22 protein-coding genes are annotated in these 20,881 nt (G+C 57.5%); 11 read left to right on the top strand and 11 right to left on the bottom strand.

Annotation, left to right across the window (positions count from 1 at the left end):
• Positions 1 to 3: 3 nt before the first annotated feature.
• The 3 genes from KF885_08075 to KF885_08065 are packed head-to-tail and all read right to left on the bottom strand — an operon-like array spanning position 4 to position 3,135.
• Positions 4 to 861: an NAD(P)-dependent oxidoreductase gene (locus tag KF885_08075; GenBank protein MBX3049115.1), complete on the bottom strand. Its 858-nt coding sequence runs from the start codon at positions 859 to 861 to the stop codon at positions 4 to 6.
• A 7-nt stretch (positions 862 to 868) separates the two neighbouring features.
• Positions 869 to 1,729 (bottom strand): cupin domain-containing protein, encoded by an 861-nt coding sequence (locus KF885_08070; GenBank protein ID MBX3049114.1) that lies wholly within the window; start codon positions 1,727 to 1,729, stop codon positions 869 to 871.
• An 11-nt stretch (positions 1,730 to 1,740) separates the two neighbouring features.
• Entirely contained in the window at positions 1,741 to 3,135 is a 1,395-nt protein-coding gene (locus KF885_08065; GenBank protein MBX3049113.1) for an aminopeptidase P family protein, read from the bottom strand.
• 257 nt (positions 3,136 to 3,392) lie between these two features.
• Between KF885_08065 and KF885_08060 the strand changes: the two genes are divergently transcribed.
• Positions 3,393 to 4,076, top strand: coding sequence for a cupin domain-containing protein (locus KF885_08060; GenBank protein MBX3049112.1), 684 nt, complete (start codon positions 3,393 to 3,395; stop codon positions 4,074 to 4,076).
• 50 nt (positions 4,077 to 4,126) lie between these two features.
• On the opposite strand, the gene KF885_08055 is transcribed toward KF885_08060, so the two are convergent.
• From KF885_08055 to KF885_08040, 4 genes are read right to left on the bottom strand one after another with little or no spacing between them, the layout of a single operon-like run.
• Positions 4,127 to 5,434 (bottom strand): DUF455 family protein, encoded by a 1,308-nt coding sequence (locus KF885_08055; GenBank protein ID MBX3049111.1) that lies wholly within the window; start codon positions 5,432 to 5,434, stop codon positions 4,127 to 4,129.
• Complete coding sequence (locus KF885_08050; GenBank protein ID MBX3049110.1) at positions 5,434 to 6,378, bottom strand: ribokinase; 945 nt, start codon at positions 6,376 to 6,378, stop codon at positions 5,434 to 5,436. The genes KF885_08055 and KF885_08050 overlap by 1 nt, the downstream gene beginning before the upstream one ends.
• Before the next feature lie 3 nt (positions 6,379 to 6,381).
• Positions 6,382 to 7,308: a nucleoside hydrolase gene (locus tag KF885_08045; GenBank protein MBX3049109.1), complete on the bottom strand. Its 927-nt coding sequence runs from the start codon at positions 7,306 to 7,308 to the stop codon at positions 6,382 to 6,384.
• A 28-nt stretch (positions 7,309 to 7,336) separates the two neighbouring features.
• Complete coding sequence (locus KF885_08040) at positions 7,337 to 8,050, bottom strand: GntR family transcriptional regulator (GenBank protein MBX3049108.1); 714 nt, start codon at positions 8,048 to 8,050, stop codon at positions 7,337 to 7,339.
• Between the two features lie 535 nt (positions 8,051 to 8,585).
• Here KF885_08040 and KF885_08035 point away from each other — a divergent pair.
• The 10 genes from KF885_08035 (at position 8,586) to KF885_07990 (ending at position 16,622) form a co-directional block, all read left to right on the top strand.
• Positions 8,586 to 9,263 carry a hypothetical protein gene (locus tag KF885_08035; protein ID MBX3049107.1) on the top strand — a complete coding sequence of 226 codons (678 nt, stop codon included), beginning with the start codon at positions 8,586 to 8,588 and terminating at the stop codon, positions 9,261 to 9,263.
• 23 nt (positions 9,264 to 9,286) lie between these two features.
• Positions 9,287 to 9,508, top strand: a complete 222-nt coding sequence (locus KF885_08030) for a hypothetical protein (GenBank protein ID MBX3049106.1) — start codon at positions 9,287 to 9,289, stop codon at positions 9,506 to 9,508.
• An 87-nt stretch (positions 9,509 to 9,595) separates the two neighbouring features.
• Positions 9,596 to 10,453 (top strand): ATP-binding cassette domain-containing protein, encoded by an 858-nt coding sequence (locus KF885_08025; GenBank protein ID MBX3049105.1) that lies wholly within the window; start codon positions 9,596 to 9,598, stop codon positions 10,451 to 10,453.
• Between the two features lie 11 nt (positions 10,454 to 10,464).
• On the top strand, positions 10,465 to 11,277 hold the full coding sequence (locus KF885_08020) for an ATP-binding cassette domain-containing protein (protein MBX3049104.1): 813 nt from the start codon (positions 10,465 to 10,467) through the stop codon (positions 11,275 to 11,277).
• 21 nt (positions 11,278 to 11,298) lie between these two features.
• The gene (locus tag KF885_08015) at positions 11,299 to 12,189 is read left to right on the top strand and encodes an energy-coupling factor transporter transmembrane protein EcfT (GenBank protein ID MBX3049103.1); all 891 of its coding nucleotides are present in this window, start codon (positions 11,299 to 11,301) and stop codon (positions 12,187 to 12,189) included.
• A 25-nt stretch (positions 12,190 to 12,214) separates the two neighbouring features.
• Positions 12,215 to 12,982: a nucleoside phosphorylase gene (locus tag KF885_08010; GenBank protein MBX3049102.1), complete on the top strand. Its 768-nt coding sequence runs from the start codon at positions 12,215 to 12,217 to the stop codon at positions 12,980 to 12,982.
• Positions 12,982 to 13,758 carry a nucleoside phosphorylase gene (locus KF885_08005; GenBank protein MBX3049101.1) on the top strand — a complete coding sequence of 259 codons (777 nt, stop codon included), beginning with the start codon at positions 12,982 to 12,984 and terminating at the stop codon, positions 13,756 to 13,758. Before KF885_08010 ends, KF885_08005 begins: the two co-directional genes overlap by 1 nt.
• A 20-nt stretch (positions 13,759 to 13,778) precedes the next feature.
• Positions 13,779 to 14,531, top strand: coding sequence for a nucleoside phosphorylase (locus KF885_08000; protein MBX3049100.1), 753 nt, complete (start codon positions 13,779 to 13,781; stop codon positions 14,529 to 14,531).
• 3 nt (positions 14,532 to 14,534) lie between these two features.
• Entirely contained in the window at positions 14,535 to 15,314 is a 780-nt protein-coding gene (locus KF885_07995; GenBank protein MBX3049099.1) for a nucleoside phosphorylase, read from the top strand.
• 15 nt (positions 15,315 to 15,329) lie between these two features.
• On the top strand, positions 15,330 to 16,622 hold the full coding sequence (locus KF885_07990) for an MFS transporter (GenBank protein MBX3049098.1): 1,293 nt from the start codon (positions 15,330 to 15,332) through the stop codon (positions 16,620 to 16,622).
• A 123-nt stretch (positions 16,623 to 16,745) separates the two neighbouring features.
• Here the strand turns inward: KF885_07990 and KF885_07985 are convergent, their stop codons facing one another.
• From KF885_07985 to KF885_07970, 4 genes are read right to left on the bottom strand one after another with little or no spacing between them, the layout of a single operon-like run.
• Positions 16,746 to 18,032 (bottom strand): hypothetical protein, encoded by a 1,287-nt coding sequence (locus KF885_07985; protein ID MBX3049097.1) that lies wholly within the window; start codon positions 18,030 to 18,032, stop codon positions 16,746 to 16,748.
• 14 nt (positions 18,033 to 18,046) lie between these two features.
• Complete coding sequence (locus tag KF885_07980) at positions 18,047 to 18,676, bottom strand: hypothetical protein (protein ID MBX3049096.1); 630 nt, start codon at positions 18,674 to 18,676, stop codon at positions 18,047 to 18,049.
• Between the two features lie 2 nt (positions 18,677 to 18,678).
• Positions 18,679 to 19,986, bottom strand: coding sequence for a hypothetical protein (locus KF885_07975; GenBank protein ID MBX3049095.1), 1,308 nt, complete (start codon positions 19,984 to 19,986; stop codon positions 18,679 to 18,681).
• Positions 19,987 to 20,038: 52 nt separating this feature from the next.
• Positions 20,039 to 20,869 (bottom strand): VWA domain-containing protein, encoded by an 831-nt coding sequence (locus KF885_07970; protein MBX3049094.1) that lies wholly within the window; start codon positions 20,867 to 20,869, stop codon positions 20,039 to 20,041.
• Positions 20,870 to 20,881 lie beyond the last annotated feature (12 nt).

Below are 20,881 nucleotides of genomic sequence, written 5' to 3'. Positions count from 1 at the left end.
CTCCTAAAGGGCCTCGATCACTACGGCAAAATCTTTGCCGCCCAGGCCCAGCTCTTGAACGCGTTTGAAATAGGCCTGACTGGTTTGTGTCACGGGTAAATTCGCGCCGACTTCCTCGGCCAAATCCAGGGCCAGACCAATATCTTTGTGCATCATATCGGCCGTGAACCAGGCCTGGTCCGGCATTTCGATCAGGAAGGGCGACTTGTACTTGATCAGCGGCGAGGCGACCACACTGTTGGTCAGCACATCCAACGCGGTCTGGCGCGGGATGCCGGCCTTCTCAGCCAGCAAGACGGACTCGCTCAAAGCCAGCACCTGGGCCGCAATGTTCAGGTTGACGGCGATCTTCATCGAAACCGCCTGGCCGCTCTCGCCCACATGCGTGGCTTTCATGCCAATGTCGAGCAAGACCGGTTCGACCTGCTTGAAAGCCTGAGGGTCGCCGGCCACCATCATGGTCAACTGACCTTGCTCCAGCGTGGCCACGCTCCCCGAAACGGGCGAGTCCAGCATGGCCGCGCCCAGCCCGGCCGCCTTGGCCGCCAGCTCGCGGATGGCCGCCGGGCTGACCGTGCTCATGTCCACATAGATCTTGCCGGCGGAAAGGCCGGCCAGCACGCCTTGCGGCCCTTCAGCAATCTGCTGCAGGGCCTTGGTATCACTGACAATGCTGAGCACGATGTCGGCCGCTTCGGCGGCGGCCCGCGGCGTATCCGCCCAGCTCATACCGGCGGCAATCAAGTCCTCCGCCTTGGCACGGGTGCGGTTGTAGCCGGTGACGCTGTGGCCGGCCGCCAGCAAACGCTGCACCATGCGGCTGCCCATCACGCCCAACCCAATAAAGCCAATTGTCGCCATCTTGCTCCTAACTGCTCTGCGGGTACTTGCCCGCCCAATCGCGCTCAAAGCGGAAAGCCTCTTTGGCCGGCGGCAGGGAGGCCTGCGTTTCCAGCCAGGTCACTGGCTCGTCCCCGGCGTTCTCAAAGCTGTGGATGCAACCCACGCCAGTCCAGATCACATCGCCCGGCCCCAGTTCATGGGCTTGGCCATCGGCCAGGGCGCGCACGCGCCCGCTGAGGATGTAGTAGGACTCTTCAAAGGTGTGGTCGTGCGGATCAATCTTGGCGCCAGGTTGGTACTGGATCAGAAACAGGGACTGGTGCAGGGCGCCAGACGAACGGTCCACAAACATCTTGATCGCCACGCCCGTGGTGGGGTCAAAGCCTTCCATCTCTGAGGGCGCGCCGGGTTTGGGCAGCTGGCTCTCGTCGAAGTGGCCCAGCATCAGCCCGCCCGCCGCGGCCGGATCCAGCGGCTGCGCGTTGGCGGGGAACTCGCCGGGGACAAAGAACGTATCGCGTCCGTAGTCTAGTGAGCGTGGCTGCGGGGCCTGCATCTCCAGCCAGCGCGCCGGCGCGTCGCCGGCGTTGCGCCAGGCGTGCGCGCTGCCGGTAGGGATCAGCCCGTAGTCGCCCGGGCGCAGCACAAAGGCCAGGTCGCCGATCTGCACGCTGACCTGGCCTTCCAAAACGTAGAAGCTCTCTTCAAACGAATGAAGATGATGCTCGATCGCCCCACCCTCATCCAGCGCGCAGATGCCCACACCCATGTGCACCGAGCCCTTGGCGCGGTCCACATAGGTTTGCCGCGTGAAACCTCGGCTGGCGGTTTCATAACCGTCCGGCGTTTCGGCGGCGATCTGGCTCAGGCTGGAGACGAAGTGCATGGCTGGCCTGATTACTTCTTCTTGGCGTTGGCGGGTTTGACTTTGCCGTCCACCTTGCCATCCAGGCCGGGCGCATCATCAGGCAGGCCTGCGCCGCCGTAACTGACGCCGCTGTAGTCAATGTTGCGGTGCGACTGCGTGTCGCGCATGGTGGGCAGCCAGCCCTCGGTGGTGAAGTAGCGCTTGCCGGCCACCATCAACTCCTCAGCCGGGAAGCGGGTAATGACCTCCACACCGTCCTTGGTCACCACCATCTGCTCTTCAATGCGGGCGGCAGACCAGCCATCGCTGGCCGGCCAATAAGTTTCCAAGGCAAAGACCATGCCCTCTTCGATCTCTTGCGGGCTGTCGAAGGAAACCAGGCGGCTGAAGACCGGCTTCTCCCAGATCGCCAGGCCAACACCGTGGCCGTATTGCAAGGCAAAGCAGGACTCTTCGTTGGGGAAGCCAAACTCCTGCGCCTTGGGCCACAGCTTGACCACATCAGCAGTGGTCACACCGGGGCGGATGGCGTCGATGGCTGCATCCAGGTAATAGCGACAGCGCTTATAGGCATCCACCTGCGCTTGTGAAGCAGAACCGATGGCGAAGGTGCGATAGTAGCAAGTACGGTAGCCCATATAGGAATGCAGAATATCGTAGAAGGCCGGATCGCCCGGGCGCATCACGCGATCGCTGAAGATGTGCGGGTGCGGGCTGCAGCGCTCGCCAGAGATGGCGTTGACGCCCTCGACATGCTCGGAGCCCAACTCGTAGAGCACCTTGTTCACCAGGGCCACCGCTTCGCTCTCGCGCACGCCGGGCTTCATGAAGCGATACAGTTCCTCATAGGCGGCGTCCACCATCATGCAGGCCATATTGAGCAGGGTGATCTCATCTTCGGTTTTGATCACGCGAATGTCTTGCATCAATTGCTGGCCGTCTACCACGGTAATGCCCTCGGCCTGCAGAGCGAACAGCACCGGTGGCTCGACCACGTCCACGCCCAGCGGTTCGTTCTGCAGGCCGCGCTCCTCAAGCTCAATGCGGATCTTGCGGGCCACATCCTCGGCGCGCATGGCGCCGGGAGGCATGGCGCCGCGCAGTGTGGAGATGCCCGCTCGCGAGCGCCCCTCACCCAGCCAGGGCGCATGGAGAGTATGGTGTTTGGCCGCCGAACCGAAGTCCCAGTTGATCGGCTCATCGTCCTGGGCCAGCAAACAGAAGCGGCCCAGCTTGTCGATGGCCCAGGTGCCAATCGTCGTGTTGGTGATATAGCGAATGTTGTTCATGTCGAAGCACAGCAACGCGCCGATCTCCGACTCCTTCAACTTCTGCTTCACCCGGGCTAGGCGGGCTTTGCGCAGGCGGTCAAAATCGACGCGCTGCTCCCAATCCACACCCATGGTCCCGTACGTTCTAAGCATGGCGGCCTCTCATCTTCTGCTGTAGTGGAGTTTGAACAAACACATCGGCCCAAGAGGCAGATGCAGATAAATAAAAAATGATATAGTTGCGCGCAGAAAGGCAGCTCGAAACCAAATCATGAGTCTTGCCTTGAGTTTTCATTGATGATGATCATTACGGCCCGTACAAAGCCGCTTTTGTTGCGTCCTATTGAACAAATTATAGGGGAAACCCCGTTTTTGTCAATTTCTATTGAACAATCGGGTACCATTTAGCTATGCAAGAAGAACTCCGCCAAGATGCAGTAAGCATAGGCAAGAAGCTGCTCGCCGCGCGCCAGGGCCATAAAATGAGCCTGCGCGAGTTGGCCAGCACGGCTGAGATCAGCGCGAGCATGCTCAGCCAGATCGAGACGGGCAAGGCTTACCCCTCGGTACGCTCCCTGTACAAGATCGCCGCAGCGTTGAACGTACCGCTGGACTACTTCTTCCCTTCTGAGAACGGTGAAAACCCTGAGGCCAGCGAAGCCGTGCTGGAACCGCAGGAATACACCGCCAGCAAGCTGCGCGAAGCCATGCTCTCAGCAGGCAGCGATGCGCGCGTGGCCGGGTTTGACCCGGTCAATAAGCAAGAGCCGATCATGCAGCGCGACAACCGCCCGCTGATCGAATTGCAAAGCGGCATTCAATGGGCGCGCCTGACCACCGGCGCGGAACCCGACGCCGAATTTCTGGAGATCAGTTACCAGCCGCAAGCCCAGTCCGGCAAGACCATGTCCAGCCACAGCGGCCGCGAATTTGGGCTGGTGCTGGAAGGTGAGCTGCTGGTGGAACTGGCCTTTGAAAGTTACGTGCTCGGACCCGGCGACAGCATCATCTTCGACTCGACCACTCCGCACCGCCTCTCCAACACCGGCGAAACACCCATGCGCGCGCTGTGGGTCGTGCTGAGCCGCGACTAGCCTCACACCTTAAATAAAAACGCCGCCTGACCAGGCGGCGTTTTCTGTTGTTAGGCCAGGCTGCTGGCTTTGACCAGCAATTTTTCCGCCATGGAGCGGATCTCCGCCCGTTCCTGATCCGTGCAGGTAGCCACGGTCTTCGCCACCAGTTCACCACAGTAAGCCCGCACTTCGTCCACTTCTTTTTCAGGACGGTTCTTGAGCAACTCACCCAACCAGTGGGCTCCATAGCTGGCATGGATGGTTTCATCGGCCCAGTCATAGTCCATGTCGTGGCGGCTGACCTCGTCGTTATACTCGGTGAAAGCTTTGATGCGCACGTTCTTGTGACCGATGTTCTTGGTTTCAAAGAAGAAAAGCATGCCGAGGCGATAGATGGGGTCTTCTCCGTGGGCGCTTTGGTAAATATAGTCGCCCAGCGGAAGTTCGGCTGGGTCAAAGCCCCAATGGATTAGGCGGTTGAGGCCCATTTGAGTATGGCGGGCTTCATCATAGGCCCAGTGAGCGGCGTCATGAATGAAATCCCAGCCCAGCTCGTCGGCAAAGGCGTGCAGAATGGCGCCGGCCGTCTCCACCGCCCAGACTTCATTAAAATGGCTGATGGCGCTGCGCATCTGCAGGTTGATGCCCTCCCCATAAGCAAAGTTCGGATCGACGATGTCAGGCCAATAAAAGCGCACGCGGTTGAAGCGCTCATCCCGGGCCGGGTCTTGCGCCAAGGCAAAGGGCTTGTGCTCGGGCAGCTCCGGCATAGCAATCTGAGGCATCTGTGGCTCGAGGCTCACGCCGCCCAGAGCGTCCAGCGCGGCTTGCAAACCAGCCGCCCAGCGTTCAGCCTGCTCGGCCATCGCTGGGTCGCCCTCCAGCAGCTCCGCCGCCCAGATGCCCAGCTTTTCGATCTGCTCGGTCTTCTCCCGCTCGGCCAAGCGGATAAAGCGCAAAGTCGGCCCATCCGCAATAGCGTCCGTGTTGGTCAGGTATTGGCGATAGGCATCCCGTAGGGCGGGCTTGAGCACACGTTGCAGGCCCAACAAGAAGGCGCCGGCGCTGGGCGCATGGATGGCCGCCTGGTACAGGTTCACCAGAGCCGCGTCCTTATCGACTTCCATCAAGCGGCTGGGGAAGCGTAGTTCAAAGATGCGCTCACGCAGATCATCGGCGGTTTCGGCATCCTGCCAGGCGAATTCCGGCAGGCCGGTTTTAATAGGTACCGGCGCAATGCTCGCCAGCCAACCGGATTGGGCCACCACCAGGGCGCGCTCCAGAAAGAAGAAGCGCTTCAATATGCCTGCCGCATCCATGCGCATCCACTGTGCCCGCGGGTGTTGGCCGGGGAGGTACTTGGTGGTCGTGTTCATCACAGTTCCCTTCTTGCCTGAGCACTTGTAAGGGCTTCAATGTCTGAGCGGCGGGCCAGCGCCGGCACCACCCCCAGTTTTGTACAAGCCAATGCGCCGGCCGCCACCGCGAACTGAACCGCTTCCAGCAAAGGCTTGCCCTCCGCCAGGGCCGCCCCCAAAGCGGCGTTAAAGGCATCGCCGGCGCCCGTGGTGTCCACCACGTCCACAGTGTATCCGGGCACCTCATGCACGCTGCCGTCTTCGGCCAGCAGCATGGCGCCCTGCGCCCCGCGGGTCAGCACCACATTGCGCACCCCACGCGCTTGCAAGGCCTGGGCCATCTGGACGCGATCTATTTCCGCATCCGGCGCCAGGCCGTTCAGCAGGCGCAGCTCAGTCTGGTTCGGGGTAATCACATCCACCTGCTCCAGCAACTCATCCGGCAAGCTCTGGGCCGGGGCCGGGTTTAGGATGGAAATGGCGCCATGCTTACGAGCCAGGCGCATGCCCGCCAGCGCGGTCTGGATGGGGATCTCCAACACGGTCATTACCACCCGGCTGCCGGCGATCAAGTCCTCGGCCGCGGCCACATCGGCCGGGCTGAGCAGTTCATTGGCGCCCATATCCAGCACGATGAAGTTCTCGCCGGCCTGGTTAAGCACGATCAGCCCGACCCCCGTGTTGCGCTCAGCAGAGGTGATCAGGTGGCTGGCATCCACATCCTCCTCGGCGTACAGCGGGGCCGCCATTTGGCCCAGCTGGTCCTGGCCGATCTTGACCAGCAAAGCGCTGGGTACCCCGAGGCGGGCGATGCCAATCGCCTGGTTGGAGCCTTTGCCGCCCGGCCCCATGTCAAAGTCGCGGCCGGGCAGGGTTTCGCCCGCCACGGGGAAACGTGAAGCCCGTAGGGTGATGCCCACTGCAAAGCTGCCCACCACAGTCACCCGCCCAGTGTGAGCCATGATCTAGTTGCGCTTCCAGGCTGCGGCCAGGTTGGCGTTCAACCGCGCCGTGTCAACCGTGTGCATTACCTGCACCAGCTTGCCATCCGGCGAGGGTTTGGTGCGCCCCTGGCTGGCGCCGTACGGCACGATCTCGACGCGCTCTTCCTTCAAGGTGAAAAGGTCCGGCCAGGCCAGATAGGCAGTGGTGAGCACATCCCACATGTAGTAGGGTTGGTGACGCACCAGGGCATAGGCCTGCCCGGCCAGGTCGGAGATCTTGTAGTCGTACTGCGCGGCCAGCATGCTCATAAAGTCCTGCGTCAGCGGCACGGTGTTGGTGATGTCCAGCGGGCACAGCACCACCGGGATGTCCGTCTGCCAGATGTCGTAGGCCGCCTCAGGATCCCAGTAGACATTCCATTCCATGCTGCCGTCAATATTGGCATCCTCATGAGGGCGCACATTGCCGGGCACATGCAGCGCCCCACCCATCCATAAGATGCGGCTCACCTTACTGGCCGCCTCCGGCGCGATCTTCAGCGCTTCGGCCAGGGTGGTCAGCGGGCCGGTCTCCAGGAAGGTGATCGGCTCCTCCAGTTCGCTGAGCACCCGCGCCAGGTACTGCTGGCCGGGTTCACCTACCAGCGGGGCACTCACTTCGCCGCGCGCATTCAATATCGGCAGATTGTCGATCTGCCAGGATGTGCGCCGCAGGCGGCGCGGGAAGGGATTGCGCGCCCGCACGGTGCTGGCCGCCACGGGTATATGTGCGCCGTCCATCAAGTCCAGGATCTTGCGCGTGGCTCCCACCGCTGGATCGATATAGCAGTCGGCCTCAGTAACGACCACACCCAGGGTTTCCACGTGCGCCAGGCTCATCAAAAGCATGACACACAGATAGTCGTCTAAGCCCCCATCATGGCTAAAGAAGACTTTTTCGATTTTCAAAACTACTCCTTTGTTTTTTGTGCGGACTTCAGGCTTGCAGGCTGGTGGTTTTTTGGGTGACGCGCTGGCGGCTCACATTGGCAGAGATCCGGTAACGGTCGGCGCGCAGCCACAGGTTGGAAAATTCGACTGGCGTGCCATCCGCCAAAGAGGTGACCTGTTCCATATACATCACCGGGCTGCCCTCGCCCACCTGGAGCAATTCCGCCACGCGTCCCTCGGCCAGCTGAGCTTCAAAGGTGCGCCGGCCGCGTGCGGGCAGCACGCCATAGGTCTCTTCCAAAGTCTCAAACAGGCGGAAGCGGGTGAAATCGACTTGCTCAATGCCGGTGCACTGTGGACTGTATACATAATTGTCCAATACCACCACCGGCTCGCCTTCCACCACGCGCACCCGGTTTAGATAAAAAACCGTTTCACCCGGTGGCACCTGCAGCACATTGGCGGTACGGGCTGTGGGGGCAATATAGTGCTGCTGCAAAACATGGGTTTGGAAATCAATGCCGCGGGCGATCAGGTCTTCGGAAAAAGTGATCAACTCCTCAGCCAGGGGTTGCTCCACCAATTTGGACGAGACAAAAGTGCCCCGGCCGTGCACTCGCATCAGCAAGCCTTCTTCAACCAGTTTCTCGATCGCTTTGCGGATGGTGCCCCGGCTGACACCCCATAGATTTACCAGATCTTCTTCAGCGATGAGTTGGTGGCCGCGCGGCCACTGCTCGCCCAGGATCTGAGAACGCATCCAGTCTGCCAACTGCAAGTAAATTGGCACCGGCCCCTGATGATCAATCGTTGGCAAACCGCTCAATGGCTATACCTCTTAATCTTGCAAGAATTTGCAAATTTGTATGGTATACTGCCCAAACGTTTGTAGACGTATATCCATTACACCATCGGTATTCAGTACCGTCAAGCGTGAGAGATTTCTACTATCTCCCCCACGGAGTTGCTGCAAGTCACATCTGCAGTTGTCGCTCCGAAAAGCAACACCCAGGGCTTGTACTTCATATTCCACCAATCTAAGTCTACTTAAAAACACCATTCTTGCTCTTATGCAAGAGTGGTGTTTTTGTACCTAGTATCAGGAATGGAGGTGATGCGCACAAGTTACGTAGATCCATAGCCGCTTTTATCTTGGAGCGCTCCTCCACGGAATTGTTACCGTGCGCCCCTGCGATTGGCTAATCCCCGAGGAGAAACCCGCGTCCATGGGGCTGCAACACTCATTATCGTTGCAGGGACACTAAACTACACATTTTATGTAGGAGGATCTCAATATGGCTTCAAAAGCAAAGACCCGTGCGGCTCGCATTCCGTTGACCTATGTGGTCGCACTGGTACCCGTGGCTGCCGCCCTTAACATCGTTGGTGGCACCATCCGCAGCGCTCTGCAACTGCCGATCTTCTTGGACATGATCGGTACCGCCGTGACCGCGATCGTGCTTGGCCCCTGGTGGGGTGCGCTGGTTGGCGCGATCACGAACATCGTTAACTCCTTCCTGTCCGGCCCCATCAGCCTGCCTTTCGCCGTAGTCAATGTGGTGGGCGCGCTGGTTTGGGGTTACGGTCACCGTTGGGGTTGGGGCAAGACCAATGTGGGCTTCTTCCTGCTCAACATTCTGGTTGCCTTCCTGTGCTCCGTTACCGCAGTGCCGATCTACGTCTTCATCTTCGGCGGCGCTACCGGCCACTTCTCCGATGTGATGACCGCTGCCTTCCTGGCGATGGGCCAGAACCTGATCGTCTCGGTGTTCTCGTCCAACATCTTGGTCTCCCTGGCTGACAAGATCATCTCCGGTTATGTGGCTCTGGCGATCATCGAGGCCCTGCCTGCTAACCTGACCCAGAACCTGATGCTGCCGAAGGCCGAAGGCCTGAACCGCATCATTCTGCCGGTTGTCGGTGTGGTCATCGGTGTGGCGGTCATGCTGATCGCTATCGCTGTGGCCAACTAAGAACCAGAAAAGGATTTCAAGAGATGAACAAGACTGTTGGTGCAAAAGAGGGTTTGGGCGCCGGCGTGATCGGCATCGGTCTGATGATGCTCTTTCTGCCGGGTGCCTCCCAGAACATCGCTGACCTGGAATTCGTGGGCAGCGAACCGTTCTCGATCTTGCTTGGTGCTGTGTATGTGCTGGGTGTGATTATCATCCTGGCCGGCCTGGGCGTGATCTTTGGCAACTTTGATAGCGAAGAATAGGCTTTAATTTCTTTCGCTAGTGAGTAAGGAGCGAGGGCAGGGCGTACTCCGTCTTGCCCTCGCTCTTATCTGAACCAAGGAGCCACAATGGCCAAAGGAAAACCTGTTATCGAGTTTAAAGATGTGAGTTTCGGGTACGCAGCCGCCAGCGACCGTGAATTCGCCATCGAAAACATCAACTTGACGATTTATGAAGGTGAGTATGTGGCCCTGTTGGGCCTGAACGGCGCGGGCAAAACCACTTTGCAATTGTGCATCAATGGCGTTATTCCAAACAGCATTATGGGCGAATTCTCTGGCGAGTTCTCTGTCTACGGACAGGATACCGAGGTCACCTCTGTACGCGAGATGGCCAAGTTGGTAGGGATGGTCTTTGACAATCCGGAATTCCAGTTGAGCCAAATGAGCGTGGCAGAGGAAATCGCCCTCGGTATGGAAAACATCGGCTTCAGCTTCGAAGAGATGAACCGCATCATCCCGGAAGTGTTGAAGATCGTGGGCCTGTCCGGTCTGGAGGAACGCTCGCCATTCGCCCTCTCCGGCGGGCAGCAGCAGCGCCTCTCGATCGCTTCTGCGCTGGCTATGCGCCCGAAGATCCTGGTGATGGATGAACCCACATCCAACGTGGACCCGATCGGCAAGGAAGAGATCTTTGCGGTGGCCGCCAAGCTGAACAAAGAAGAGAACATGACCATCGTCATGGCCGAGCATGAAGTGGAAGTGATGGCCGCTTATGCCGACCGTGTGATCGTGATGGACGAAGGCAAGATCGTACTGAATGGCACGCCCAAGGAAGTCTTCAGCGAAACCGCGTTGTTTGAGCGCTTGGGTCTGCGCACTCCGCAGGTCACTGAGCTGTCGGCCAAGCTCGCCAAGAAGGGTACCCGCAAGTTCAGCAAAGGTTACCCCGTGACCCTGGACGAAGCTGTGGCCAGCCTGCGCTGAGAGAGGAAACTATGAGCGCTAAACCCATTGTTCAAGTAGAGAATGTCACCCATGTGTACTCACGCGGCAACGTGACCGCGTTGGATGATGTGTCTGTGACCATCAACCGCGGCGAGATCGTGGGCCTGATCGGCCAGAATGGCTCCGGCAAGACCACTTTAGTCAAACACCTCAACTCGCTGCTGAAGCCCACCAGTGGCCGCGTGTTGATCGATGGCGAAGACACCGAAAAGCAAAGCGTACAGGCCATGTCTGCCAAGGTGGGCTATGTGTACCAGAACCCCAACCACCAACTGTTCGCCCGCACGGTGCAGGATGAGCTGGAGTTTGGGCCGCGCAACTTAAAAGTGGACGAGTCCGAAATTGAGGCCCGCCGCGAAGAAGCCATCGAATTCTTTGGCCTGGAAGAAATGCGCGACCTGCACCCCTACCGCATCGGCTTCCCGCTGCGCAAGCTGGTCGGCATGGCCTCAATCTTCACCATGCGCCCTGACATCTTCATTTTGGACGAACCGACCACCGGCCAGGACAACATCACTACCCAGCGTGTATACAAGCTGATCCATCGCCTGCGCGAGAACGGCCACACCGTGATCTGCGTGGCACACGACATGATCCTGCTGGCCGAAGTGGTGGACCGCCTGCTGGTGATGCGCGACGCGCACTTGATCGCCGACGATACCCCGCGCAAAGTGTTCGCCATGAGCGAGGTTATGGAAAGTACCCACTTGGCCCCGCCGCAGATCACCCAACTTTCCCTGAACCTGAAGAAGGGCAAAGTGGTGCTCTCGGTGGACGAGATGCTGAAAGAGCTGAAGTCCTAGCGGCTTCCGGAGGAGAAACTCATGCAAGGCATTGCAGTCCCCATCTCTGTAGTTCCCGGCAACTCGCCGATCCATCGCATCAACCCCATCCCCAAGATGGTTTGGGTGTTGGGCATTCTGGTGATCTCATTCATCACCCGCAACCCTGTCATCCTGGGCGGCGTCTTTCTGCTGGGTCTTTTGTTCGTGACCATCGCGCAGATCTGGCCTTCTTATCTGCGCGTGGTGATGGTGCTGTTCCCCATCAGCCTTACGCTGATCCTGCTGCAAAGCATTGCCCCGGCCTTCCCGCAACCGTGGACGCCGATCGTGGCGGTGGGACCTTTCACTATCTGGCAAGAAGGCATCTACAGCGGGCTTTCACTTTTGCTGCGCATCATGTGCATGACCACCTTCGCCATGGTCATGATCATGACCTCGCACCCCAGCGACATCTTTGCCTCCATGCAAAAGGTGGGCCTGCCCTACACGATGAACTTCATCCTGACCATGACCCTGCAGTTGATCCCCATTCTGCAGAGCGAGTTCAACACCGTGCTCAAGGCGCAGAAGTCACGCGGCCTGAAGGGCACCGGCTTTGCCGCGATTCTGCCTAGCATGGTGCCGGTCTTCGTCGGCGCCATTGAGCGCGTGCAGCAGCTCTCCATCTCGCTGGAATCACGCGCCTTTGGCAGCAGCGGCCAGAAGACCAGCTACCGCCAGGTTCAGTTTGGCTTCAAAGATGCGCTGGTGCTGGCTGCTGGCGCGCTGTTTAGCGGCGCCATGACCTACTGGCTGCTGGTGGACAAGACCCTGGACTGGAGCCGCACGCTGACTTTCTCGCCGACCTTCGCCTTGATCCTGTTCTTCGGGGCAGGCATCGGCTTCCTGCTCTTCATCGCTTTTGCCCTCAGGCTGGTGCTGACCGCCTAGGCCGGGATGCTGGTAGCCCGAGACGATGAACGCTGCGCAGCGAATGCACCACATCGACATGCAACCCGGCGATGTGGGCCGCTATGTCTTTTTGCCGGGTGATCCCGGCCGCACAGAAGCCATCGCGGCGCGGTTTGAGAATGCGCGTCAGGTAGCCTACAAACGCGAATACCGCACTTTCACCGGCACCCTGCTGGGCGAGAAGGTCTCGGTAACATCCACAGGGATTGGCAATCCCTCGGCGGCGATTGCCATCGAGGAATTGATCATGCTCGGGGCGGACACCTTCATCCGCGTGGGCACCTCCGGCGCCATGCAGCCGCACATCATGCCTGGCGACCTGGCGATTGTCAGCGGAGCCGTTCGGGATGAGGGCACCAGCAAGCATTACTTGCCGGTAGAATTTCCGGCGGTGCCGCATCTGGATGTACTTCTGGCGCTGCGCCAGGCTGCCCAGCAGCTGGGGCTGCCCCACCATGTTGGGTTCTCGCACAGCAAGGACTCCTTTTATGCCCAGCATGCCCCCGAACGCATGCCAATTGCCAGCGAACTGCAAGAGCGCTGGCAGGCCTGGACGGCGGGGGGCGCGATCTGTGCCGAAATGGAATCAGCCATTCTGTTCATCCTGGGCAGCATCTACCGCAAGCGGGTAGGCTCGGTGCTGCTGATGGCCATCAACCAAACCGCCGCCACCCCGCTGCCTGCGGCGCGTGACCAGGGACAAACCCTGGACACCGCCATCGAGGCCATGAAGATCCTGATCCAACAAGACCATATAAAGGAACAGCACTGATGGACCAACAAAAGCAACACCACATTGACTTGAAGCCCGGTGATGTCGGCCGCTATGTGCTGCTGCCCGGCGACCCAGGCCGCACCGAAGTCATCGCTTCGTACTTTGATGACGCCAAAGAGATCGCCTATAAGCGCGAATATCGCACCTTCACCGGCACCCTGCTGGGCGAAAAGGTCTCGGTGACTTCCACCGGGATTGGCTGCCCTTCGGCGGCGATCGCTATCGAAGAGCTGATCGCGCTGGGGGCCGACACCTTCATCCGCGTCGGTACTTCCGGCGGCATCCAGCCAGACACGATCAACGGCGAGGTCGCCATCGTCAGCGGCGCCATTCGCGATGAGGGCACTACTCTGCACTACATGCCGGCCGAATTCCCCGCCGTGGCCGACTTGGACATCACCCTGGCGCTGCGCAAGGCCGCCCAAGACCTGGGACAGCCCTATCGCGTCGGCATCAGCCAGTCCAAGGACTCCTTCTACGGCCAGCACGCGCCCAAGCGCATGCCGGTCGCCAACCGTCTGCTGGACCGTTGGAAAGCCTGGACCGATGGCGGAGCGATCTGCTCCGAGATGGAAGCTGCGGTGCTCTTCGTCATCGGCAGCATCCACCGCGTGCGCGTGGGCGGCGTGATGATGATGGCCAAGTTTGAGAAGCACCCCGAAACACCGGAAGAGATCGAGGAGTTCGCCAAGGCCCTCGATATCAACAAGCCGATCCGCGTAGCGGTCGAAGCCCTCAAGACCCTGATCGAAGCGGACCGCGCCAAGGCCTAGCAGCCGGAGCACTTGGGACAATGAAACAACATCACATTGACTTGCAACCTGGCGATGTCGGCCGCTATGTATTGCTGCCCGGCGACCCCGGCCGCACCGAGCTGATCGCCTCCTACTTCGACGACGCCAAAGAAGTCGCCTACAAGCGCGAGTACCGCACCTTCACCGGCACGTTGCTGGGCGAGAAAGTCTCAGTCACCTCCACCGGCATTGGCTGCCCTTCAGCGGCGATTGCCATCGAAGAGCTGATCGCCATCGGCGCGGATACCTTCATCCGGGTCGGCACCTCCGGTGGCATGCAGCCCCACCTGATCCCCGGCGAGTTGGCGATTGTCAATGCCGCCATCCGCGACGAGGGCACCAGCAGCCACTACCTGCCCATCGAGTTCCCCGCCGTGGCCGACATTGATATCGTCGCCACACTGCGCGAGGCCTGCGAGAAGCTGGGCACGCCCTACCACGTCGGCATCAGCCAGTCCAAGGACTCCTTCTATGGGCAGCACGCCCCCCAGCGCATGCCCGTGGCGGACCACCTGCTGGACCGCTGGAAGGCCTGGATCGCTGGCGGGGCGATTTGCTCGGAAATGGAAGCCTCCACCCTGTTCGCCATCGCGGCCATCCATCGCAAACGCTGCGGCGGCGTGATGCAGATCATGGCCAACCAGGAAGCCCCTCAGAAAATGGAACCCTATCGTGACCTGACCCGCATGCTGCAGACGGTCACCGAAGCCTTAAAGATCCTCATCGAGCGCGATCGCGCCCAAGGAACATAGATCATGGACCAAAAACAACACCACATTGACCTCAAGCCCGGTGACGTGGGCCGTTATGTGCTGCTGCCCGGCGATCCTGGCCGCACCGAGTTGATCGCTTCGTATTTTGACGATGCCAAAGAGATCGCTTACAAGCGTGAGTACCGCACCTTCACCGGCACGCTGCTTGGTGAGAAAGTCTCGGTGACCTCCACCGGCATTGGTTGCCCTTCGGCCGCCATCGCCATGGAGGAGCTGGTCGCCATCGGCGCCGACACTTTCATCCGCGTTGGCACCTCCGGCGGCATCCAGCCCGACACGATCAACGGCGAAGTGGCCGTGGTCAGCGGAGCCATCCGCGACGAAGGCACCACCAGCCATTACATGCCCATCGAGTTCCCGGCCGTGGCCGACCTGGATGTGACCCTGGCGCTGCGCAAAGCCGCCCAGGACCTGAGCTTGCCCTATCGCGTCGGCATCAGCCAGTCCAAAGACTCCTTCTACGGCGAAGTGACCCCCGAACGCATGCCGGTCGCCAAGCGCTTGCACGACCGCTGGAAGGCTTGGACGGACGGCGGGGCGGTCTGCTCCGAAATGGAGGCGGCTGCCTTGTTCGTCATCGGCAGCATTCACCGCGTACGCGCCGGCGGCGTGATGCTGATGGCCAACATCTACAAGCGCCCGGAAACTCCGCAAGAAGTCGAGCAGTTCAACCGCGAGTTCGACATCAACAAACCCATCCGCGTAGCCGTGGAAGCACTGAAGACCCTGATTGAGGCCGACCGCGCGAAAGCCAAAAGCTAAGCAAGTCGCACTACGATGCTAAGCACCGATATCCAAAAAATCAAACAGGATTTCCCCGACTACATCGAGGCGGTGGAGAAGAACTATCGCTGGAATTTCCTGATGCTGGCGCTGGATTCGTCTTTCTTTTCCTTCTCCGTGGCGATGCTGTCGCAAGATACGATCATTCCGTATTTTGTCTCCAAACTCACCGAGCACCCCGCCTATATCGGGCTGGTGCCAGCCATCTACTACCTGGGCTACTTCTTCCCGCAACTGATCGGCGCCTTTCTGGTCAACGGCCGCCCCACCCGCAAGTGGCCGATCTTCTGGATCGCCGCCACCGAGCGCGTCGGCATCCTGGCGATTGCCCTGGTGGCGCAATTCACCGGGCTGATCAGTAATGAGCTGGCGCTGTTGATCTTGATGATCTCGTTCCTGGTCTTCTCCGTGACCAACGGGCTGATCGGCCCGGCCTACGGCGATTTCACCAGCAAGAACATCATCCGCAACCGCGGCCTGTTCTTTGGCTTCAACGGCGCCCTGGGCGGCCTGATCGGCCTGGCCGCCTCGCTCATCGCTACGCACCTGCTCAACAGCTACGATTTCCCCATCAACCTGCGCTACTTGTTCTGGTTGGGTTTTGGCACCTCGTTCATCTCGCCGTTCTTCATCGCCAGCTTCCGCGAAGTGCCTTTCCCCATCCAAACCAAGACGGAAGACCTCAAAACCTTCCTGAAGACCATCCCTCAGCACATCCGTAAATCGCTGGGCTTCAAGCGCTACCTTTTGGTGCGCAGCTTTATGAACTTTGGCCTGATGGGCAATGCCTTCTTTGCCATCTACGCCATCAGCCGTTTCGGCCTGGACAGCGGCGCGGTCGGGGTCTTCACCATGATCATCCTGCTCACCCAGACCCTGATGGGCTTCCTGCTGGGCTGGCTGGGCGACCGCCACGGCTACAAGATGGTCTACGTCTTCGACTGCGTATTGTTCATTCTCACCGGCGTCCTCTCGCTCACCGCCGCCTCGCCGTTGGCCTTCTACATCATCGCCGTCTGCATGGGCGGCATGTATGCGGTCCAGCGCGTAGGCGACGCCAACATGGTCTTCGAGCTGGCCCCGCCGGAGCAGACCAGCCGCTTCATCGGCATCAACAACACCTTTATGGCCCCAGTGCTCACTATCGCTCCGCTGGTGGGCGGCCTGATCGTGGACGGCCTCTCGCACCAGGCGCTCTTCGCCACCGTGCTGGCCGTAGGCATCGCTGCGCTCTGGCTGTGCATCAAATACCTGCCAGACCCGCGCAAGCAAATTATCGCGGCTTAGAACGATCAACGGTATATGGATTGTTAGCGGATAGGTGCGCCTTAGCTAGTGAAAAACCCGTTGTGATAATCTAAACATTCGCTGGTGAAGCAGAATTCGAATTCTGCTTCACCAGCGAATCCTCTAGAAAAAGCCTCTCTTAATTTGGTACTTTCCACCCAATACCCAATTACCCCCATTGCTATCAATAACAAGGCCTTTCACGAAATGATAGTAATCACCCTTTGCCGGAGTGGGCATGTTGTCCAATAAATACAACTGAATCTCCTGGGATTCTCCGGGCCCTAAGCTGATCTGGGTCTCAGAAAGTAGTATCCAGTTTGGTCGAGTTAACTTGACCTCTACTTTCTCATGCCCCGTATTCCTAATTAAAATACTTACCGCATTTGCAATTTGCCCTTTCTTTCTAGAATCGACTGTACCAAAATCAATCATGGTTGGTGAAACTTGCAGAGTTGGTTTCTGCGAGACCGCAGATGTCTGCGGTTTTGGTAAATTTGTAGAACTTTTATCCAAATCTTGGATCGCATGGTGCCAACTAGCTAATGAAGCACATCTTTCAATCTTCGAAGCCGACCAAGTCTGGACAAACAACTTCTCCAACTTTTTGCTTAGCGCGTTAAGCCTATTCCTGATGAGGGTAAACCGGTGGCTCGTTTTCGTCCCACCTACTTCATCGGCGTAGAAAAATGTCTCTCCGGCAGAAGAAGAGCGGACTTCGCCATCTGACCAAGCAAGAATCTCTGCCAAGAGAATAGCTCCTGCAAAGCGATCAGCCTCCCTTTGCCACAGTCCATACTTGCGAATCCAACCCGGCGAATAACCTGGGCTGCCCGCTGGCATTCGATCTGCGCTAGGTGGAACAAACCCATCACTATATATTTCCTCAATGTCGACAAATTGAATGTCCTCTCCCTTGCCTTTAAACACAATATTCTTGCTGGATAAATCACAATGAGCTATCCCTTGCCCCTCGAAATTAGCCAGCAAAGTAGCCAGCGATTTCGCTAATTGCAAGCTTTCCTCTCGGGAAAATGCAATCTTACTGTCCAGAAAATTGGCCCATGCTTGTCCTTCTACCCAAGGCATAAGGATACTGTTTTCAAGGGCGCCATGTTCTTCAATCAATTGACGATATTTAGACTTCGCCAAAATCTTGCGTTGAGCAATACGCAACCCCTGTATTTGCGACAGTTGCTTAATCTTATGATTGTTGTTGAGCAAACGGGCGCCCCGGAAGCCGGGAAAGAAGACCTTAAGAGCAAAAAACGCTCCCTCTGAATTCTTTATTCGAAAGGTCTTGGCTGCTTTGCCGATTTCTGCGTAGACAACTCCGCGCTGCTGTGTAAAAGCATATTCTTCTCCATCAATCAGGAGTTTAGTGTCTGGCGTGGGATCAAACTGACTCAAGTTATGACCACCAATTAGGAAAATTCTAAATCTTGCTGAAAATTGTTGAGGAAAACGACTAAGGCAAGGCCAGCACCGAGCATTACAAAAAAGGCCCCGGCTGCAAATTTGCTCGCATCATAGCCCCACCCGATTTGCCAGCCGACGGCGTAGATGATTGCCGAACTAAGAGAATTATAGGTAACCCACGTTGAGACACTTCTCTCTCGGCTCATTAGTAATGTTTGAGTATATCCAGCAACGAGACCCATAACCCCGCCAACAATTGCACCTGTAGAAAACCCATCAACAATTATGTAGCTATCCAGTAGCCAGCCAGCGACAAGTCCTCCCAAAAGACCCCCGGCACCCGCCAAGCCGACAAATAAAAGCTGCCGAGATTTTACTCGCTGCCTAAAAACGCCGACTTGGATGGCAGCCACGAGAATAGAGATCAAACCACCGACCACAATTTGCAGATACATAAAATTGCCCCCTTGCCTCAATCCGGCGGAAATTAAAGCGAGGGAATCCTTGAACAAGAGTATCAGCAAGGCAAGCAGCACGCCGCCAGCCACAAAGTAACCCAGGTACTTCAATATACGATCGTGTTTGACTGGCTTCGGAAGGCCCTTATGCACAGTCGTCTTCTTTGTTGCTGACATTCTCAATCCTCGCTTTCTGGCGTGGCAGTGTTTTCAGCTTCCACAGCGGGCGTTGTCTCTGCAGTTCCCGTAGGCGTAAGCGTTTCGGTTTGACTCTGCTCCGCTGAGGCGGCATCCAGGGTAAACCCGACGGCTGCTTCGATGTCCGCTTGCATCGTAGACTGTGCAGCCTGCACTTCAATCGATGAGAGTGTGGATAGAGTCGCCACTATGTTCTCGATCATCGCGCTTGATGTTTGTGCAATTGCTGTACGATGGCTGTCTCCTTGAGTGATAGAGTAAATGGCGGGTCTGCCACCCAGCACCAAGCCAAGACCAAGAGAAAGCGCCATTGCAATTGCGCCAAACACCCATTGAAGTGGCTTGTTCTTCTTGCCGATGTTCTCCTTTACCCCGAGTTGACTCGCTTCACCCAATTCAGCGGTTTGTCCAGTTTTATGGGTCTTCTTTTTTGCTTCCGGCGGCTGATTCAACAGGCTGCGGATTCGAGGTGCAAGCTCATCCAAAGATTGATAATTATTTTTCAGGAGTCTAATCTCCAGAAAAGAAACATCATCATCCTTTTCCTGCTGGGAGTCACTAATGGCCTTGGTTAGATCCCCATCGCTGATGGGGCGATCCAAAAGAGTCGCAGCGGGGTCCAAACCATCCGAATAGGCAATGATCTGGTCTACCTGGTTTAGGCTAAAGGCAGCTGTTTCTATCTGACCCAAAACCCCAAGATGGCTGGACCAAGCTTGCTGGCCTGCCCCAGTTAACTCCGGACTCTGCAACTTCCCCTGTTGATAAACCCTTAATCTGGCATCCCCGAGCCACAGCAACCAGATGGAATTGGAATTTTCCACATCCAGGTCTACCAATCCACAAACAAAATTAGACTGGGAACCTGACTGTTCTTGAAGCCCCACCAAGCGCTTGCGCAGATTTGGGCTCAACTGTTCGGTCTTTCTGCGCAACTCGGTATCAGCTATCTGCTTGCTTTGTCTGGCATTGAGGACATCCAAAAGTTTCTTTGTTAACCCACCATGGGAGGCTGAACTGACAGAGGACTCCTTCCACAAAGTATCAACTAATATTTCTCCTACTGTTTGAGCAGCTACACTGCCGTAATAAGATCCGCCAACCCCATCACACAGAGCAAAAGCAAGTCTGTTACCCTCAACCCGGAATACCAGATAATCTTCTCCTCTTTCCCCACCCTGAAATAGCTCAAGCTTGGGATAAAACGCATAGCGAATCTCAAAATTGCCATGTTTGATGGTTGGGATGGGAAGTGTTCTTGAAGTTTGGTCAATTGCAATGGTTGTCATGTTAGTCTCCTAAACGGCTGCAGGGGGATAACAAGCAGACCGCCAAGCAGCTTCATTCAGGATAGACATCTCTGCCTCTTTCAGGTGCAGCCTCATCTTTATAAGCTCTAGCATCCGCAACTCTACTGGCGCCGCTCACAACAAGGCCGCCTTTAATAAAGTCGGCGTTTATACCGGGGTAGAACATGAGCGTGCCTGGCTTCAATCCAGCATGCCCATCTTCTTTCAGTGCTTCGTGATATGCCTCTGGCAAGGGGGAGGACATCCTAAGCAACTTATCCCCAAACACATCCCCACTGCTGTCTTCAGGATAAAAACCTTCCCACTCACTGAAATTCTCGGCGTTAATTTTCAAATATGGCGATATGTAGATGTTGGTTAGCAACACATTTCCATCAGGCACTTTCAACTGCCTGATCTGTTCGGCAACCGGCTCGGGGTCTTCAAAATTTTCTGATACTTCCGCGTCAGTCAGGTGAATCACTACCGGTGCCGGGCAATAGCGCAGGTGTTCATCACTCCATTTCGCAATATCTTCAGCCAATACTTCTCTGACATGCTCCAAGGCTGCAGCTGGATTGGTCTTCGTCATGGGTGGCAGCTCGGTAATATTGAACTCTTCGTCGCTAATGTATTTAATCCCACCAAAAATATCCCAAATCTCTTCTGAATAAGCTAAAACCAAAAGCCTGTAGCGAGGTCTTACCTGCCCAGACTGAAAGGAGTTCTGAACCAACTTGGAAATCGCCACCTGCAGAGCATCCTGCACGACCACATGCCGTGGCCTTCCGTCCGGCATCTTTGCCGCCATCGATCCGCTGATGTCGATCAGGAATACAACCAAAGCGGGATTTGTCGAAGAAGCTCTATTTTGATAGTTCATGGTCACCTTCAG

It is taken from the genome of Anaerolineales bacterium, from assembly GCA_019637805.1.
Classification (GTDB): domain Bacteria; phylum Chloroflexota; class Anaerolineae; order Anaerolineales; family UBA11579; genus JAMCZK01.
The sequence above is the reverse complement of the archived record's forward strand: the minus strand, read 5'-3'. Positions and strand labels throughout refer to the sequence as shown.